Here is a 17,143-nt window from a genome sequence, read left to right as displayed (position 1 = left end):
GCACAACAAAGTCGACCGGCCGCAACCCCATGGCTGGCTTATGGAGACTCGCAATGACTCAGATCGCTCGCTCTGGCGACAACAGCACTGAACGCCGTCTGCAAGCCGAACGCCTGGTGGGCCCGGCTGCATTGCGCGAGGCACAGGCCCTGCGTTTCAGTGTCTTCAGTGGTGAATTCAAGGCCAAGCTCAAAGGCGCCGAACTGGGCCTGGACATGGACGATTACGACGATCACTGCATGCACATCGGCGTGCGCGACCTCAACAGCGGTCGGCTGGTCGCCACCACCCGTCTGCTCGATCATCACGCCGCCAGCAGCCTGGGGCGTTTCTACAGTGAAGAAGAATTCAGCCTGCATGGCCTCGGCCACCTGAAAGGCCCGATCCTGGAACTGGGTCGCACCTGCGTCGATGCCGCCTACCGCAACGGCGGCACCATCGCCGTGCTCTGGAGCGAACTGGCGGAAATCCTCAACGAAGGCCGCTACAGCTACCTGATGGGCTGCGCCAGCATCCCGATGCAGGACGGCGGCGTGCAGGCCCACGCGATCATGCAGCGCCTGCGCGACCAGCACCTGTGCACCGAACACCTGCGCGCCGAACCGAAGAACCCGCTGCCCAACCTGGCCCTGCCGAGTAACGTGATCGCGCAGATGCCACCGCTGCTCAAGGCCTACATGCGCCTGGGCGCGAAGATCTGCGGCGAGCCGTGCTGGGACGAGGATTTCCAGGTTGCCGACGTGTTCATCCTGCTCAAGCGCGACGAGCTCTGCCCGCGTTACGCCCGCCACTTCAAGGCGGCCGTCTGATGCAGCGCCTGCGTGTGTACGCACGCATCGTCCGGGTGCTGCTGGTGGTGGCGTTCGGCTTGGGCATGGCGACCCTGTTCGGCGTGTTCGAGCGTCTGGGCATCAACGCCTCGGCGCAGCGGCGCCAGCGCTGGTCGCAGGTATTCATGAAGCGCTTGGCCCACGCCCTGCCCTTCCGCGTCCGAGTCATCGGCGAGTTGCCGACGCGGCCGATGCTCTGGGTCAGTAACCATGTGTCATGGACCGACATCCCGCTGCTGGGCATGCTGGCGCCGCTGTCATTCCTGTCCAAGGCCGAAGTGCGCACCTGGCCGGTGGCCGGCTGGCTGGCGCACAAGGCCGGCACCCTGTTCATCCGTCGCGGCGGCGGCGATAGCCAGTTGCTGCGCCGGCAGATCAGCCAGCACCTGCAACAGGACTGCGCCTTGCTGATCTTCCCGGAAGGCACCACCACCGATGGCCGCAACCTGCGCACCTTTCACGGCCGCCTGCTGGCCAGCGCCATCGACACCGAAGTGCCGCTGCAGCCGATCGCCCTGCGCTACCTGCGCAACGGCCAGGCGGATACGATCGCGCCGTTCATTGGCGACGACGACCTGCTGTCGCATTTGATGCGTCTGTTCGGGCAGCCGTGTGGCGAGGTGGAAATCCATCTGTTGGCGCCGATTGCCAGCCAAGATGAGGAACGCGCCGCGCTGGCCTTCAAGGCTCAGCAGGCGATCAGCCTGACGCTGTTCGGCAGCGAAGCCGAAAACCTGCCTCAGCGCCGCGCCAAGGCGGCCTGATCCTGCGCCAGTTGCTGCCCGGCGAACGTCTGTAATTGCGGGTAGAACTGGCGGAAGTCTTCCAGCAACAACGGGTACAACGCCTCCACTTCCGCCATCGCCCCAGCCATGCCCTCCGGGCGTGACAAGCGCCGGGCGATGCCGCGGAACACCTGCTCCAGCACCGCGAACTCGCGGTAGGAACCCAACCAGTCATTCGCCGCCATCATCGGCGCGATCCCGGCCAGGCGCCCCGGCAACTGCGGTTGCTGGGCCAGCACCTGATAGACCCGCATGGTGAAATCATCCAGCGACTGCTCGGCGTAGTCGGTCCAGTGCAGGGCCAGGCAATGATCGAAAAACACATCGAGAATGATCCCGGCATAGCGCCGCCGCGCGGACGGAAAACGCGCCAGCGACGCCAGCACCAGCGGATGGCTGTCGGTGAACACATCGATGCGCCGGTGCAGGCGGATCGCCCCTTCGAGGGGCTGGGGATAGTGACCCTGCAGCGGTCCCTTGACGAAATCGCCGTAGAGACTGCCGAGCAATTGTTCGGGCTGGTCGCCGCCCAGATGGAGATGTGCGAGGTAGTTCATGGGGATTGAGTCTAAAGCCTGTGGGAAAAGTCGGCGAGATTTGGCTGAAAAACCTTCAGCCCCTATATCGATATAACCCGATATACCGATTCATGCTTGACCCCAAACCTTTTCATATTTGTATATCGCGAAATACCGATTTATATTTCGCTCCATCGCGATATACCGCTACACATCCCACGAGCCCGACCATGCCTCTTGATCTCGACGAAATAATAAAAGCCCTGGCCCACCCGGTACGACGAGAAATCCTCAACTGGTTGAAAGACCCGCAGGCGCACTTCCCCGAGCAGCATCACAGCCTGGAAAACGGCGTGTGCGCCGGGCAGATCGACCAGCGCTGCGGCCTGTCGCAGTCCACCGTCTCGGCGCACCTGGCGACCCTGCAACGGGCAGGCCTGATCAGCAGCCAGAAGGTCGGGCAGTGGAGCTTCTTCAAACGCAACGAGGACACCATCAAGGCGTTCCTCCAGCAACTGAGCCGCGAGCTCTGACAAAGGACACCGCAATGCCCCTTTCACTTCTGATACTGGCGCTCAGCGCCTTCGCCATCGGCACCACCGAGTTCGTCATCATGGGCCTGCTGCCGGAAGTGGCGCAGGACCTCGGTGTGTCGATACCCGGTGCCGGCTGGCTGGTGACCGGCTACGCCCTGGGCGTGGCCATCGGCGCGCCGTTCATGGCCATGGCCACCTCGCGGCTGCCACGCAAGCTGGCGCTGGTGACGCTGATGGGCGTGTTCATCATCGGCAACCTGCTCTGCGCGGTCGCCAGCGACTACAACCTGCTGATGTTCGCCCGCGTCGTCACGGCGCTGTGCCACGGCGCCTTCTTCGGTATCGGCTCGGTGGTCGCCGCCAGCCTGGTGCCGGCCAACCGCCGCGCGTCGGCGGTCGCCCTGATGTTCACCGGCCTGACCCTGGCCAACGTCCTCGGCGTGCCACTGGGCACCGCGCTGGGCCAGGTTGCCGGCTGGCGCTCGACGTTCTGGGCGGTGACGGTGATTGGCGTGATTGCGCTGATCGGTCTGATTCGCTTCCTGCCACTGCGCCACGACGAGGAAAAACTCGACATGCGCGCCGAACTGGCCGCGCTCAAAGGCGCCGGGATCTGGCTGTCGCTGTCGATGACCGTGCTGTTTTCGGCGTCGATGTTCGCCCTGTTCACCTACGTCGCGCCACTGCTGGGCGATGTCACCGGTGTTTCGCCGCGCGGCGTGACCTGGACCCTGCTGCTGATCGGCCTCGGCCTGACCGTGGGCAACGTCCTCGGCGGCAAACTCGCCGACCGGCGCCTGGGCGCCACTCTGGTGGGCGTGTTCGCCAGTATGGCGGTGGTCTCCACCGTACTGAGCTGGACCAGCACCGCGCTGATCCCGGCCGAAATCACCCTGTTCCTCTGGGCCACCGCCGCCTTCGCTGCCGTTCCCGCGTTGCAGATCAACGTGGTGAACTTCGGCAAGGCCGCACCGAACCTGGTGTCGACCCTCAACATCGGCGCCTTCAACCTGGGCAACGCCCTGGGTGCCTGGACCGGTGGCGTGGTCATCGAACAAGGCCTGGGCCTGACCCGCGTGCCGCTGGCCGCCGCGGCCCTGGCCGTGCTGGCGCTGATCGTCACCCTTATCACTTTCAGCCAGGGCGGCAACAAAGCCGAACTGGCGCCCGCTACCCACTGATGGATACGAGGTCCGTGCAATGACAACTCTGTTTGATCCGCTCACCCTCGGCGATCTCGAACTGCCGAACCGCATCATCATGGCGCCGCTGACTCGCTGCCGCGCCGACGCCGGCCGCGTGCCCAACGCGCTGATGGCCGAGTACTACGTGCAGCGCGCCAGCGCCGGCCTGATCCTCAGCGAAGCCACCTCGGTGATGCCGATGGGCGTCGGCTACCCGGATACTCCGGGCATCTGGTCCAACGACCAGGTTCGCGGCTGGACCAACATCACCAAGTCGGTGCACGCCGCAGGCGGACGGATCTTCGTCCAGCTCTGGCACGTGGGCCGCATTTCGCATCCGAGCTACCTGAACGGCGAACTGCCGGTGGCGCCCAGCGCGATCCAGCCCAAGGGCCATGTCAGCCTGGTGCGCCCGATCACCGAGTTCCCGACCCCGCGGGCGCTGGAAACCGCCGAGCTGGCCGATATCGTCGATGCCTACCGCACCGCCGCCGAGAACGCCAAGGCGGCCGGTTTCGACGGCGTTGAAGTGCATGCCGCGAACGGCTACCTGATCGACCAGTTCCTGCAAACCAGCACCAACCAGCGCACCGACTGCTACGGCGGCTCGCTGGAAAACCGTGCCCGCCTGCTGCTGGAAGTGACCGATGCGGTCATCGAAGTGTGGGGCGCCAACCGCGTGGGTGTGCACCTGGCGCCACGCGCCGATGCCCATGACATGGGCGACGCCAATCGCGTCGAGACCTTTACCTATGTCGCCCGGGAACTGGGCAAGCGCGGAATCGCCTTCATCTGCTCGCGGGAGAAGGAAGCCGACGACAGCCTCGGCCGGCAGATCAAGGAAGCCTTCGGCGGCCTGTACATCGCCAACGAGAAGTTCGACAAGCAGAGCGCCAACGCCGCTCTGGCTGATGGCAGGGCCGATGCCGTGGCCTTCGGCGTGCCGTTCATCGCCAACCCGGACTTGCCGGCTCGTCTTGCGGCGGATGCACCACTGAATGATCCGCGCCCGGAGAGTTTCCATGGCGGCGGACCGGTGGGTTACATCGACTATCCGCGGATGTAAAAGGAGGTGATGGCCTTATCGCTGTGGTTTGGCGATAAGGCCATCAGCCTTTTCAGAATGAATCAGTTACGCGCATTGATCTGCTGTTGCAGATTCTGCACCTGACTCTGCAGCGTATTGAGGTTGCGGGTCACCTGCCCGCGAAACGCATCGAACTCGGCTGTCGATGCTCCGCCAGCCGCCGCACCCGCAGGGGCCGCCGGGCGGTTTTCCTGCTCGCTCTTGAGCACCAGCAGGTCCTGCTCCAATCGCTGGGTCGCGGCAGCCTGGCTTTTCAACTGGGCATCGATCTTGCCGCCATCCACCCGCGCAGCCTTCAGGCTCGCCACTTCGTCCGACACGCTCTTGAGCTGAGCATCGATCTTGCCGCCGTCCAGTTGAGCCGCCTTGAGCGCCGCCAATTCGGTCGCCACGGTCTTCAACTGGGTCTGCAATTCACTCTGCAACTGGGCATTGGCCGCCTGCTGCTGGCTGACCTGGGCCATCGCCGCTTCCAGGCGCTTGCTCAGGTCGCCCGCCTGTCCGGCAACGCCTTCCTGTTGCTTGCCCTGTTCAACGAGGCTGCTCTGCAACTGCCGTACTTGCAGCTTCAGCGCTTCGTTCTCGGTGCTGACCGACGTCTCGGTTGCGCTGACCTTGCCGGAAATTGCCTGCAAACGCCCCGCCGCCTCTTCGCTGATACGCGCGAAGCTCTCCTGGGTCGCCACCAGTTGCTGTTCCATCAGGGAAATCTGCTGGAAGCTCCACCAGGCAACCCCACCCAAGGCGATGAACGATGCGCCGAGCAACGCCCACAGCGGCCCGGTCAGCGGGGCCTTGGGGGGGGTCGCACGCACCGCACGCGGATGGGCCGGCGGGGCGAATTCGTCGTCATCGCGCTCCACCGCCTTGAGGGTGGGCACGTTATCAAAGTCGTCTCGAGCATCGTTGCGCATGGATAGTTTTCAACCACGGTGATAGCAAAATGGGCGCCAGTATAAACCGCTTGCGCGGCGCCCTCATCGACCATAAGTAGCGGTTCTGGTTCAGTGACCGCCGTGTTGCGCCTGCCACCAACTGCAGAATTCATCCAGCGCGGCCCAGACACTGACCTGCGGGCGGTAGTCCAGGTAGTGCCGGGCGCGGCTGATGTCCAGGGTGAAGTCCTTGCTCATCACCTGGGTGCCGAGGCGGGTCAGCGTCGGTTGCGGGCGTCCCGGCCAGAGCATGCAGAAGCCTTCGTTCAGCGCGGCGGCGGTGTACGCAAGGCCCACGGAGCGATAACGGGTGACCTGCGGCAGCGACATCCGCCGCATCACGTAATTGACCACGTCCCACACCGGCACGGGCTGGCCGTTACTGATGTTGTAAGCCTGGCCGAGCGCCTCGGGGCCGGCGTTGATCGCACTGAACAGCGCCTCGTTGAGGTTCTGCACGCTGGTGAAATCCACCTTGTTCAGGCCATTGCCGATGATCGCCAGGCGGCGCTTGGCCTGCATCTTCATCAGCCGCGGAAAAATACTCATGTCGCCGGCGCCGGTGACAAAGCGCGGGCGCAGGGCCAGCACCTCCAGACCGAACTCCTGGGCGCCGAAGACTTTCTGCTCGGCCAGGTGCTTGGTGCTGCCGTAATGGTCGTAGAAACGCTTGGGCACCTGATCTTCGGTAATCCCGGTGCGCGAGCGGCCATTGAAGTAGATCGACGGCGACGACAGGTGCACCAGCCGGCGCACATGTTCTTTCAGGCAAGCCTCGACCACGTTTTCGGTGAGCACCACATTGCCTTGATAGAAGTCCTGATAACGCCCCCAATTGCCCACCGCGCCGGCGCAATGGACCACGGTGTCGATGCCCTGGCACAGGCGCCGGGCCACTTCCGGGTCGGCCAGGTCGCCGGGAATGAACTGCGCCCCGCGCCGCACCAGATGCTCGACGCCCTCGGGGCGCCGGCCATTGACCCGCACCTCCAGGCCCTGCTCCAGCGCAAAGCGTGCGAAGCGCCCGCCGATGAAGCCGCTTGCGCCGGTGACCAGAATTCCCATGAAGCTCTCCGCCTACTATTTTTTTCCAGATGTTGCAGACGCCGCCGACTCGCTCCACGGCACCAGCCAGTGGCTGGCACTGCGCAGCAGATGATCGGTGAGTTGGCCAAGCAGTTGCCCGCCATTGCGCCAATGATGCCAGTACAGTGGCACGTCGATGGGACGGTCAGGGAGAATTTCCACCAGCCGCCCGCTCGCCAGTTGTTCCCGTGCCTGCAACTCCGGCACCAGCCCCCAGCCCAGCCCCGCCTCGGTCAGGCGCAGAAAGCCTTCGGACGAGGGGCACAGATGATGCAGGAATCCGTCACTGATGCCTAATGAAGCCATGTAGCGGTGTTGCAGGACGTCGTCCGGGCCGAACACGATCGCCGGGGTCCGCGCCAGCCGGCGTGGCTCGACGCCTTCGGCAAAATGCCGGGTCATGAACGCCGGGCTGGCCAACGCCCGGTAACGCATGGCGCCCAGCAGCACGCTGCGCGCGCCGGCCACCGGGCGTTCGCTGGCGCACAGGCAACCGGCCACTTCACCGGCGCGCATGCGCTTGAGGCCAACTTCCTGGTCTTCCACCACCAGGTCCAGCAGCACCTGGGTACGGGCACAGAAATCCCCCGCCGCTTCCGCCCACCAGGTCGCCAGGCTGTCGGCGTTGAGCGCCACCCGCAGGCGTTCCGGCAAGCCTTCTTCATCCAGCGCCGGGACCTGGCCCTGGAGATCCCGTTCGAGCAGGCGCACCTGTTGCACATGGTTGAGCAGACGCCGGCCGATCTCGGTCGGCGTTGGCGGCGTCGCACGCACCAGCACCGGCTGGCCGACCCGCGCTTCGAGGAGTTTGATCCGCTGGGAGATGGCCGATTGCGACAGACCGAGCATTTGCGCGGCCCGCTCGAAACCGGCCTGTTCGATGACCGCGGCCAAGGCTGAGAGCAGCTTGTAGTCGAACATCACTTTTCCTAATGCGGGATGAGGTTTATTGGTTTTTCTTATAGCGCAGGAATCGCCAGAATTGCCAGCATGTGGTGCAGCCAGGCTGCCCCATCGCGAGCAAGCTCGCTCCTACAACACCAATCCCTGTAGGAGCGAGCTTGCTCGCGAGTAGACCTCAAAGCAGGCCCCTGAACCCTGCAACCCGGAGTCAATTCCCCATGTGGCAAAGCTACCTCAACGGCCTCCTCGTCGCCTTCGGCCTGATCATGGCCATCGGCACCCAGAACGCCTTCGTCCTCGCCCAGAGCCTGCGCCGCGAGCATCACCTGCCGGTGGCGGCCTTGTGTGTGTTCTGCGATGCGGTGCTGGTGGCGCTCGGCGTGTTCGGCCTGGCCACGGTGCTGGCGCAGAACCCGACATTGCTCGCGGTGGCCCGCTGGGGTGGCGCGATCTTCCTGATCTGGTACGGCGCCAAGGCGCTGAAGCGCGCCTGCTCGAAGCAGAGCCTGGAACAAGGTGAAGGCCAGGGCCTGCGCTCGCGCCGCGCGGTGTTGCTCAGCGCCCTGGCGGTGACCCTGCTCAACCCGCACGTCTACCTCGACACCGTGCTGCTGATCGGCTCGCTCGGTGCTCAGCAAACCGTGCCGGGCGCCTATGTGGCCGGCGCCGCCAGCGCTTCGCTGCTGTGGTTTTTCACCCTCGCACTCGGTGCCGCCTGGCTCGCACCATGGCTGGCGCGTCCAAGCACCTGGCGGCTGCTCGACCTGATGGTCGCGGTGATGATGTTCGCGGTGGCGGCGCAACTGATCTTCAACTGAAACAGCCACTTGTCCGCCGGCTGAAACAGCTCTGGAACCTCTTGTCCATACACTTGTTGCGTGGTTTAGACGTGGGCCCGGTGCTATGATCCCGGGTCTGCGTCGCAAAGAGTACAAACTCGCCGACGCTCTTCCGGCCGCCCGTGATCGGCCTTGCGTTCACCGCACCAGACCTGATTAGGAGATTCACCATGGCTTTTGAATTGCCGCCGCTGCCTTACGCACACGATGCTCTGCAGCCGCACATTTCCAAGGAAACCCTGGAATTCCACCACGACAAGCACCACAACACCTACGTCGTGAACCTGAACAACCTGGTGCCAGGCACCGAGTTCGAAGGCAAAACCCTGGAAGAAATCGTCAAGACCTCCTCCGGCGGCATCTTCAACAACGCCGCTCAGGTCTGGAACCACACCTTCTACTGGAACTGCCTGGCGCCAAACGCCGGCGGCCAACCAACCGGCGCCCTGGCTGAAGCCATCAACGCTGCGTTCGGTTCTTTCGACAAGTTCAAAGAAGAGTTCACCAAGACTTCCGTCGGCACCTTCGGCTCCGGCTGGGGCTGGCTGGTCAAGAAAGCTGACGGTTCCCTGGCCCTGGCCAGCACCATCGGCGCCGGCAACCCGCTGACCAACGGCGACACTCCGCTGCTGACCTGCGACGTCTGGGAACACGCTTATTACATCGACTACCGCAACGTCCGTCCTAAATACGTCGAGGCGTTCTGGAACCTGGTCAACTGGAAGTTCGTTGCCGAGCAGTTCGAAGGCAAGACCTTCACTGCCTGAGTCACGCGCTCCTGAAAAAACCCGGCCTCGCCGGGTTTTTTTTCGTCTCTTCAACGCCGCCTTGCTCTTGCCGCTTGCGCAAGGCGCGCTAACATCAAGACCTTGGAAACTTTCATCTTCCGGCACTCAAGTCGAAAGGCAGGTCAACCGATACAGTGCCTAAACGACCGTCGCAACGGTCGGACCGGTAGCAGGAACACTGCAAAACCACCACGCACGGCCTGCTGCAAAGGCCGATAGTGGAATGCCACGTTTGATGGCAAAATGATGCCATGCGCATGGATTAAGGAAACCCCATTGAAGCTGGAACTCAAGAACAGCTTATCGGTCAAGTTGCTCAGGGTTGTCCTGCTCTCGGCGCTGATCGTCGGAGTGGTGCTCAGCTGTGCGCAGATCGTGTTCGACGCCTACAAGACCCGTCAGGCTGTCGCCAATGATGCCCAGCGCATCCTCGACATGTTCCGCGACCCGTCGACCCAGGCCGTCTACAGCCTCGACCGGGAAATGGGCATGCAGGTCATCGAAGGCCTGTTCCAGGACCGCTCGGTGCGCATGGCGTCCATCGGCCATCCCAACGAAACCATGCTCGCGGAGAAATCCCGCCCGCTGCAGGAGACCAGCACCCGCTGGATCACCGACCCGATCCTCGGCCAGGAGCGTGCTTTCAGCACCCAATTGGTCGGACGCGGCTCGTACAGCGAGTATTACGGCGACCTGAACATCACCCTCGACACCGCGTCCTACGGTGAAGGGTTCCTGTTCAGTTCGGTGATCATCTTCATTTCCGGGGTACTGCGCGCCCTGGCCATGGGCCTGGTGCTGTACCTGGTCTATCACTGGCTGCTGACCAAGCCGCTTTCGCGGATCATCGAACACCTTACCCAGATCAATCCCGACCGCCCCAGCCAGCACCAGTTGCCGCTGCTCAAGGGCCACGAGAAGAACGAGCTGGGTCTGTGGGTCAATACCGCCAACCAGTTGCTGGCCTCGATCGAGCGCAATACCCATTTGCGCCACGAGGCGGAAAACAGCCTGCTGCGCATGGCCCAGTACGACTTCCTCACCGGCCTGCCGAATCGCCAGCAACTGCAACAGCAACTGGACAAGATCCTCGTTGATGCCGGCCGCCTGCAACGCCGGGTGGCGGTGATCTGCGTCGGCCTCGATGATTTCAAAAGCATCAACGAACAATTCAGCTACCAGGCCGGCGACCAGTTGCTGCTGGCCCTGGCCGATCGCCTGCGCGCCCACAGCGGCCGGCTCGGCGCCCTGGCGCGGTTGGGCGGTGACCAGTTCGCGCTGGTCCAGGCCGATATCGAACAACCTTACGAGGCGGCCGAACTGGCCCAGAGCATTCTCGACGACCTGGAGGCGCCCTTCGCCCTCGATCATCAGGAAATCCGTCTGCGCGCCACCATCGGCATCACCCTGTTCCCGGAAGATGGCGACAGCACCGAGAAGCTGCTGCAGAAAGCCGAGCAGACCATGACCTTGGCCAAGTCTCGCTCGCGCAACCGCTATCAGTTCTATATCGCCAGCGTCGACAGCGAAATGCGGCGCCGCCGCGAGCTGGAGAAAGACCTGCGCGAAGCCCTGTCGCGCAACCAGTTGTTCCTCGTCTACCAGCCGCAGATCAGCTACCGCGACCAACGCGTGGTCGGTGTCGAGGCGCTGTTGCGCTGGCAGCATCCGGAGCTGGGCATGGTCCCGCCGGACCAGTTCATTCCGCTGGCGGAGCAGAACGGCAACATCGTCTCCATCGGCGAATGGGTGCTCGACCAGGCCTGCCGGCAACTGCGCGAATGGCACGACCAGGGCTTCAGCGATCTGCGCATGGCGGTCAACCTGTCCACCGTGCAACTGCACCACAGCGAGTTGCCGCGGGTGGTCAACAACCTGCTGCAGATCTATCGACTGCCGCCGCGCAGCCTGGAACTGGAAGTCACCGAAACCGGCCTGATGGAAGACATCAGCACCGCCGCCCAGCAATTGCTGAGCCTGCGCCGCTCCGGCGCGCTGATCGCCATCGATGACTTCGGTACCGGTTACTCGTCGCTCAGCTACCTGAAATCGCTGCCGCTGGACAAGATCAAGATCGACAAGAGCTTCGTCCAGGACCTGCTGGAAGACGACGATGACGCCACCATCGTGCGCGCCATCATCCAGCTGGGCAAAAGCCTCGGCATGCAGGTCATTGCCGAGGGTGTGGAAACCGCCGAGCAAGAGTCCTACATCGTCGCCCAGGGCTGCCACGAAGGTCAGGGCTATCACTACAGCAAACCGTTGCCGGCCCGGGAACTGGTGGCGTTCCTCAAACAGTCCCAGCGCAATCACGTGTCGATACTCTGAGACGACCTGAAAATTGCCCACGGACGACAGCGCACTAATATTTACGCGGTTCCCCCTTTACACAAAATGCAAATCTTTCGCATTATGTCGCCACTTTTGCGTGCCCCGGCACGCCTGTTCAACCCTTCGACGCAGGAATTCGCCATGATTCGTATGCCTCTGGCCACCGCCAGTTTGCTGGCCATTGCCATCTCTCTCGCCGGCTGCGGCGACAGCAAGGACAAGGCTGCCGCACCGCAAGCCCAGGCGCCTGCAGCGGCCGCCACGCCAGCCGCACCTGCCGCCGCTGGCGCAGTGGACGAAGCTGCCGCCCAGGCCGTGGTCAAGCACTACTCCGAGATCGTCTATGCCGTCTACAGCGACTCGCTGAGCACCGCGAAAACCCTGCAAACCGCGATCGACGCCTTCCTGGCAAAACCGGACGCCGACACCCTGAGCGCCGCCAGGGCCGCCTGGGTCGCTGCGCGCGTTCCGTATCTGCAAAGCGAAGTGTTCCGCTTCGGCAACACGATCATTGACGATTGGGAAGGTCAGGTTAACGCCTGGCCGCTGGACGAAGGCCTGATCGACTACGTCGACAAGAGCTACGAGCACGCCCTGGGCAACCCTGCCGCCAGCGCCAACATCATCGCCAACACCGAGATCCAGGTCGGCGAAGACAAGATTGACGTCAAAGACATCACCCCTGAGAAACTGGCCAGCCTGAACGAGCTGGGCGGTTCCGAGGCCAACGTCGCCACCGGCTACCACGCCATCGAATTCCTGCTCTGGGGCCAGGACCTGAACGGCACCGGCCCAGGCGCCGGCAACCGTCCTGCGTCGGACTACCTGGAAGGCCAGGGCGCCACTGGCGGCCACAACGACCGTCGTCGCGCTTACCTGAAATCGGTCACCGACCTGCTGGTCAGCGACCTCGAAGAAATGGTCAAGAACTGGGCGCCGGGCGTTGCCGACAACTACCGCGCCTCGCTGGAAGCGGAGCCGGTGGCCAACGGCCTGCGCAAAATGCTGTTCGGCATGGGCAGCCTGTCGCTGGGTGAACTGGCGGGCGAGCGCATGAAGGTGTCCCTGGAAGCCAACTCGCCAGAAGACGAGCATGATTGCTTCAGCGACAACACTCACTACTCGCACTTCTACGACGCCAAGGGCATCCGCAACGTCTACCTGGGTGAATACGCCCGTCCGGACGGCACCAAGCTGACCGGCCCGAGCCTGTCCTCGCTGGTTGCCAAGATCGACCCGGCCACCGACGCCACCCTGAAGGCCGACCTGGAAGCCACCGAAGCCAAGATCCAGGTGATCGTCGACCACGCACTGAAAGGCGAGCACTACGACCAACTGATCGCCGCCGACAACGCTGCCGGCAACCAGATCGTGCGTGACGCCATCGCGTCGCTGGTCAAACAGACCGGCGCCATCGAACAGGCCGCGACCAAACTGGGCATCACCGACCTGAACCCGGACACCGCTGATCACGAATTCTGATTCGGCGCCGGAGACGGACAAGAGAGGCGACCTTCGGGTCGCCTTTTTTATGGCTTGCCAGCGATGAGGCCTCAAAAAACAGCACATTCGTCACCCCCTTGTCCTCAATCAAAACTCCCGCATAACTGACAACGATTTCATCCAGCAAACGCAAACTCCTCTTATTCACGCCGTCCTGTCCTGTTAAGCTTGCGGGCTGTTTTTTCGAACACCGTCCGGGATCTTTCATGCCCTCGCTGCTTCGCCTCTGCCTGCCATTGTTTCTGGCCCTGCCGCTGGTCGCCTGCGACGAAGCCCCGCGCTTCACCCAGGCCGAGCCCGGCGAAGCCCGTGCCGGCGGCGATACCACGGTGAACCGCGGCGATCAGAACGCCTATTCGATGCCGTCGGCCAACCTGAGCCCGGCGCGGCGCCTGGACTTTCATGTCGGCAACAGCTTCTTTCGCAATCCGTGGGTGATCGCCCCCTCGACCACCACCGCCCGCGATGGCCTCGGCCCGCTGTTCAACACCAACGCCTGCCAGAACTGCCACATCCGCGATGGCCGCGGCCATCCGCCAGAGCCCGGTGACAGCAATGCCGTGTCGATGCTGGTGCGCCTGTCGATCCCCAACCAGCCCGAATTCGTCAAGGTCATCGAGCAACTGGGCATCGTCCCCGAACCGGTCTACGGCGGGCAGCTGCAAGACATGGCGATCCCCGGCGTGGCGCCGGAAGGCAAGGTCCGGGTCGATTACACGATGCACACGGTGACGTTCAAGGACGGCACCCAGGTCGAGCTGCGCACGCCGCAACTCAATATCACCCAGCTCGGCTATGGCCCGATGCACCCCGACACGTTGTTCTCTGCGCGCATCGCCCCGCCGATGATCGGCCTCGGCCTGCTCGAAGCGATCCCGGAGGAAGCCATCCTGGCCAACGCCGACCCGGACGACCGCAACGGCGACGGCATTCGCGGCCGGCCCAATCGGGTCTGGGACGACGCCCGCCACGAAACCGTGATGGGCCGTTTCGGCTGGAAAGCCGGGCAACCGAACCTCAACCAGCAGAATGTCCACGCCCTTTCCGGCGACATGGGCCTGACCAGCAGCCTGCGCCCGATGGACGACTGCACCCCGGCGCAGACCGCCTGCAAGCAAGCGCCCAACGGCAATGGCGCCAACGGCGAACAGGAAGTCAGCGACAACATCCTGCGGCTGATCCTCTACTACACCCGCAACCTCGCGGTGCCGGCGCGCAAGGACGTCGATTCGGCGCAGGTGCTGGCCGGCAAGAACCTGTTCTTCCAGGCCGGCTGCCAGGGCTGCCACACCCCGCAGTTCACCACTGCGGCCACGGCCGCCGAGCCGGAACTGGCCAATCAGGTGATTCGCCCCTACAGCGACCTGCTGCTCCATGACATGGGCCCGGGCCTCGCCGACCAGCGCAGCGAATTCGCCGCCAGCGGCCAGGACTGGCGCACCGCGCCACTGTGGGGCATCGGCCTGAACCAGACCGTCAGCGGCCACACCCAGTTTCTCCACGACGGCCGGGCGCGCAACCTGCTTGAAGCCGTGCTTTGGCACGGCGGCGAAGCACAAGCCGCCCAGCGTCACGTCTTGACCTTCAATGCCGAGCAACGCGCTGCGTTGCTGGCGTTCCTGAACTCACTCTAGAGAAGGAGCCGGACATGTTCCGTCCCAAGCTGTTGTTCACCAGCCTCGCCGCCCTCGCGCTGGGCGCCTGCTCGCCACAAGACCCGCAGGCCGTGACCTCCGCCGCCATCGCCAAGCAGGTGATCATGCCGACCTACAGCCGCTGGGTCGAAGCCGACCGCCAGTTGGCCGTCAGCGCCCTCGCCTACTGCGAAGGCAAGGCAAGCCTGGACACCGCCCGCGCCGATTTCCTCCACGCGCAAAAAGCCTGGGCCGAGCTGCAACCGCTGTTGATCGGCCCGCTGGCCGAAGGCAACCGCGCCTGGCAGGTACAGTTCTGGCCAGACAAGAAAAACCTTGTCGGCCGTCAGGTCGAGCAACTGGTCAGCGGTGACAAGCCGGTAGATGCCGAGACCGTGTCCAAGTCCAGCGTCGTGGTCCGCGGCCTCTCGGCCTACGAGTACATCCTCTTCGACAGCAAGCCGGACGCCGCCAATCCAGAGCAGAAAGCGCGCTACTGCCCGCTGCTGGTGGCCATCGCCGCTTACCAGAAGACCCTGGCCGAAGACATCCTGAAGAACTGGAACAGCAACGACGGCATGCTCGCGCAGCTGACCAAGTTCCCCAACCAGCGCTACGCCGACTCCCACGAGGCCATCGCCGATCTGCTGCGCGCCCAGGTCACCGCCCTGGACACCCTGAAGAAAAAGCTCGGCACGCCGATGGGTCGCCTGAGCAAGGGCATCCCGCAGCCGCTGCAAGCCGAAGCCTGGCGCAGCCAGTCGTCGCTCAAGAGCATCGCCGCCAGCCTCGCCGCGGCGCAGACCGTCTGGGTCGGCGTCGACAATCAGGGCCTGCGCGGTCTGCTGGGCAAGGACCAGAAAGCTCTGGCCGACAAGATCGACGCCGCCTACGCCGAATCGATCAAGCTGCTGGACGCCAACACGCACACCCTGGACGAACTGCTGCAGGACGAAGCCGGTCGCCAGCAGCTCAACGCGATCTATGACAGCCTGAACGTGGTTCACCGCCTGCACGAAGGCGAGCTGGCCAAAGCGCTGAACATCCAACTCGGCTTCAACGCCAACGACGGTGACTGATCATGCTGCGACGCCAGGCCCTGAAACTCGGTAGTGTTCTGCTCAGCGCCCTCACCCTGGGCGGCTGGACCCTGCTGCGGCAAAAGGAACGGCCGCCGCTGTTGTTGTCTGCCCGCGATGACGCGGACGGCCAGCACTACGCGGTCGGCTATCGCCTGGACGGCACCCAGGTGTTCGCCACCCGGGTCGCCCAGCGTTGCCACGACATCATCAATCACCCCGAACTGCCCATCGCCCTGTTCGTCGCACGTCGCCCGGGTACCGAAAGCTACCTGATCGACCTGCGTGACGGCACCTTGCTGCAGACCATCGCCTCGCAACCGAACCGGCATTTCTACGGTCACGCGGTGATCCACAAAGGCGGCGAGTGGCTGTATGCCACTGAGAACGACACCACCGATCCGGGACGTGGCGTGCTCGGCGTGTACCGCTTCGAAGGCGAGCGTCTGGTATACACCGGCGAGATTTCCACCCACGGCGTCGGCCCGCATCAAGTGTCGTGGATGCCGGACGGCGAGACCCTGGTGGTGGCCAACGGTGGTATACGCACCGAGGCCGAAAGCCGGGTCGAGATGAACCTGAACGCCATGGAGCCGAGCCTGGTGCTGATGCACCGCGATGGCAGCCTGATCAGCAAGGAAACCCTCGGCCAACAGATGAACAGCGTGCGTCACCTGGCCATCGGCAACGATGGCACGGTGGTCGCCTGCCAGCAGTTCATGGGAGATGCCCACGAGACTGCCGAGCTGTTGGCGATCAAGCGTCCGGGCCAGCCGTTCGCGGCGTTCCCGGTGCCGGAGCATCAGTTGCAGTCCATGGCCCAGTACACCGCCAGCGTCGCCGTGCACAGCGAGCTGCGCCTGGTGGCGATGACCGCGCCACGGGCCAATCGCCTGTTCATCTGGAACCTCGACGACGCCAGCGTGCGCCTGGATGCGCCCATGCCGGATTGCGCCGGCGTTGGCGCGGTGGCCGATGGCTTCGTGGTCACCTCCGGACAGGGTCGCTGCCGCTTGTATGACTGTCGCAAGGACGAGCTAATCGGACAGCCGCTGCAATTGCCGTCAGGCCTGTGGGACAACCACTTGCATCTGGTCTGAAGCGT

Annotated in this window: 16 protein-coding genes; 12 read left to right on the top strand and 4 right to left on the bottom strand. The window is 64.0% G+C overall.

The genetic code is table 11. From position 1 onward, the window contains the following. Positions 1 to 53 precede the first annotated feature (53 nt). Complete coding sequence (gene olsB / locus HWV67_RS17830) at positions 54 to 809, top strand: L-ornithine N(alpha)-acyltransferase (protein WP_095154739.1); 756 nt, start codon at positions 54 to 56, stop codon at positions 807 to 809. Continuing rightward, positions 809 to 1,594, top strand: coding sequence for a lysophospholipid acyltransferase family protein (locus HWV67_RS17825; protein ID WP_175652180.1), 786 nt, complete (start codon positions 809 to 811; stop codon positions 1,592 to 1,594). The genes olsB and HWV67_RS17825 overlap by 1 nt, the downstream gene beginning before the upstream one ends. Here the strand turns inward: HWV67_RS17825 and HWV67_RS17820 are convergent. Beyond that, on the bottom strand, positions 1,570 to 2,172 hold the full coding sequence (locus HWV67_RS17820; protein ID WP_175652179.1) for an acyl carrier protein phosphodiesterase: 603 nt from the start codon (positions 2,170 to 2,172) through the stop codon (positions 1,570 to 1,572). The two genes, HWV67_RS17825 and HWV67_RS17820, sit on opposite strands and share 25 nt — an antisense overlap. 191 nt (positions 2,173 to 2,363) lie before the next feature. Between HWV67_RS17820 and HWV67_RS17815 the strand changes: the two genes are divergently transcribed. From HWV67_RS17815 to HWV67_RS17805, 3 genes are read left to right on the top strand one after another with little or no spacing between them, the layout of a single operon-like run. Next, positions 2,364 to 2,666, top strand: a complete 303-nt coding sequence (locus HWV67_RS17815; protein ID WP_095154736.1) for an ArsR/SmtB family transcription factor — start codon at positions 2,364 to 2,366, stop codon at positions 2,664 to 2,666. A 14-nt stretch (positions 2,667 to 2,680) separates the two neighbouring features. Next, positions 2,681 to 3,850: an MFS transporter gene (locus tag HWV67_RS17810; protein WP_110973112.1), complete on the top strand. Its 1,170-nt coding sequence runs from the start codon at positions 2,681 to 2,683 to the stop codon at positions 3,848 to 3,850. 19 nt (positions 3,851 to 3,869) lie between these two features. After that, positions 3,870 to 4,919: an alkene reductase gene (locus HWV67_RS17805; protein WP_175652178.1), complete on the top strand. Its 1,050-nt coding sequence runs from the start codon at positions 3,870 to 3,872 to the stop codon at positions 4,917 to 4,919. A gap of 62 nt (positions 4,920 to 4,981) precedes the next feature. Here the strand turns inward: HWV67_RS17805 and HWV67_RS17800 are convergent, their stop codons facing one another. The 3 genes from HWV67_RS17800 to HWV67_RS17790 all read right to left on the bottom strand — a co-directional run bounded on the left by HWV67_RS17800 (position 4,982) and on the right by HWV67_RS17790 (position 7,882). Then, positions 4,982 to 5,854 carry an ATPase gene (locus HWV67_RS17800; RefSeq protein ID WP_175652177.1) on the bottom strand — a complete coding sequence of 291 codons (873 nt, stop codon included), beginning with the start codon at positions 5,852 to 5,854 and terminating at the stop codon, positions 4,982 to 4,984. 90 nt (positions 5,855 to 5,944) lie between these two features. After that, positions 5,945 to 6,940, bottom strand: a complete 996-nt coding sequence (locus tag HWV67_RS17795; RefSeq protein ID WP_095154732.1) for an NAD-dependent epimerase/dehydratase family protein — start codon at positions 6,938 to 6,940, stop codon at positions 5,945 to 5,947. A gap of 15 nt (positions 6,941 to 6,955) precedes the next feature. Beyond that, the gene (locus HWV67_RS17790; protein WP_175652176.1) at positions 6,956 to 7,882 is read right to left on the bottom strand and encodes a LysR family transcriptional regulator ArgP; all 927 of its coding nucleotides are present in this window, start codon (positions 7,880 to 7,882) and stop codon (positions 6,956 to 6,958) included. A gap of 200 nt (positions 7,883 to 8,082) precedes the next feature. Here HWV67_RS17790 and HWV67_RS17785 point away from each other — a divergent pair, with 200 nt between their 5' ends. The 7 genes from HWV67_RS17785 to HWV67_RS17755 all read left to right on the top strand — a co-directional run bounded on the left by HWV67_RS17785 (position 8,083) and on the right by HWV67_RS17755 (position 17,138). Continuing rightward, positions 8,083 to 8,682, top strand: coding sequence for a LysE/ArgO family amino acid transporter (locus HWV67_RS17785; protein WP_110973117.1), 600 nt, complete (start codon positions 8,083 to 8,085; stop codon positions 8,680 to 8,682). Positions 8,683 to 8,873: 191 nt separating this feature from the next. After that, positions 8,874 to 9,470, top strand: a complete 597-nt coding sequence (locus tag HWV67_RS17780; protein ID WP_095154728.1) for a superoxide dismutase — start codon at positions 8,874 to 8,876, stop codon at positions 9,468 to 9,470. Between the two features lie 297 nt (positions 9,471 to 9,767). Then, positions 9,768 to 11,819 carry a putative bifunctional diguanylate cyclase/phosphodiesterase gene (locus tag HWV67_RS17775; protein ID WP_175652175.1) on the top strand — a complete coding sequence of 684 codons (2,052 nt, stop codon included), beginning with the start codon at positions 9,768 to 9,770 and terminating at the stop codon, positions 11,817 to 11,819. Positions 11,820 to 11,963: 144 nt separating this feature from the next. Then, on the top strand, positions 11,964 to 13,304 hold the full coding sequence (locus tag HWV67_RS17770) for an imelysin family protein (protein ID WP_175652174.1): 1,341 nt from the start codon (positions 11,964 to 11,966) through the stop codon (positions 13,302 to 13,304). 227 nt (positions 13,305 to 13,531) lie between these two features. Next, the gene (locus HWV67_RS17765) at positions 13,532 to 14,959 is read left to right on the top strand and encodes a di-heme oxidoreductase family protein (protein ID WP_175652173.1); all 1,428 of its coding nucleotides are present in this window, start codon (positions 13,532 to 13,534) and stop codon (positions 14,957 to 14,959) included. A gap of 14 nt (positions 14,960 to 14,973) precedes the next feature. Continuing rightward, entirely contained in the window at positions 14,974 to 16,038 is a 1,065-nt protein-coding gene (locus tag HWV67_RS17760; protein WP_175652172.1) for an imelysin family protein, read from the top strand. Between the two features lie 2 nt (positions 16,039 to 16,040). Continuing rightward, positions 16,041 to 17,138, top strand: coding sequence for a DUF1513 domain-containing protein (locus tag HWV67_RS17755; RefSeq protein ID WP_175652171.1), 1,098 nt, complete (start codon positions 16,041 to 16,043; stop codon positions 17,136 to 17,138). Positions 17,139 to 17,143 lie beyond the last annotated feature (5 nt).

The organism is Pseudomonas sp. Marseille-P9899 (genome assembly GCF_903166565.1).
Taxonomy (GTDB): domain Bacteria; phylum Pseudomonadota; class Gammaproteobacteria; order Pseudomonadales; family Pseudomonadaceae; genus Aquipseudomonas; species Aquipseudomonas huaxiensis.
The sequence above is the reverse complement of the archived record's forward strand: the minus strand, read 5'-3'. Positions and strand labels throughout refer to the sequence as shown.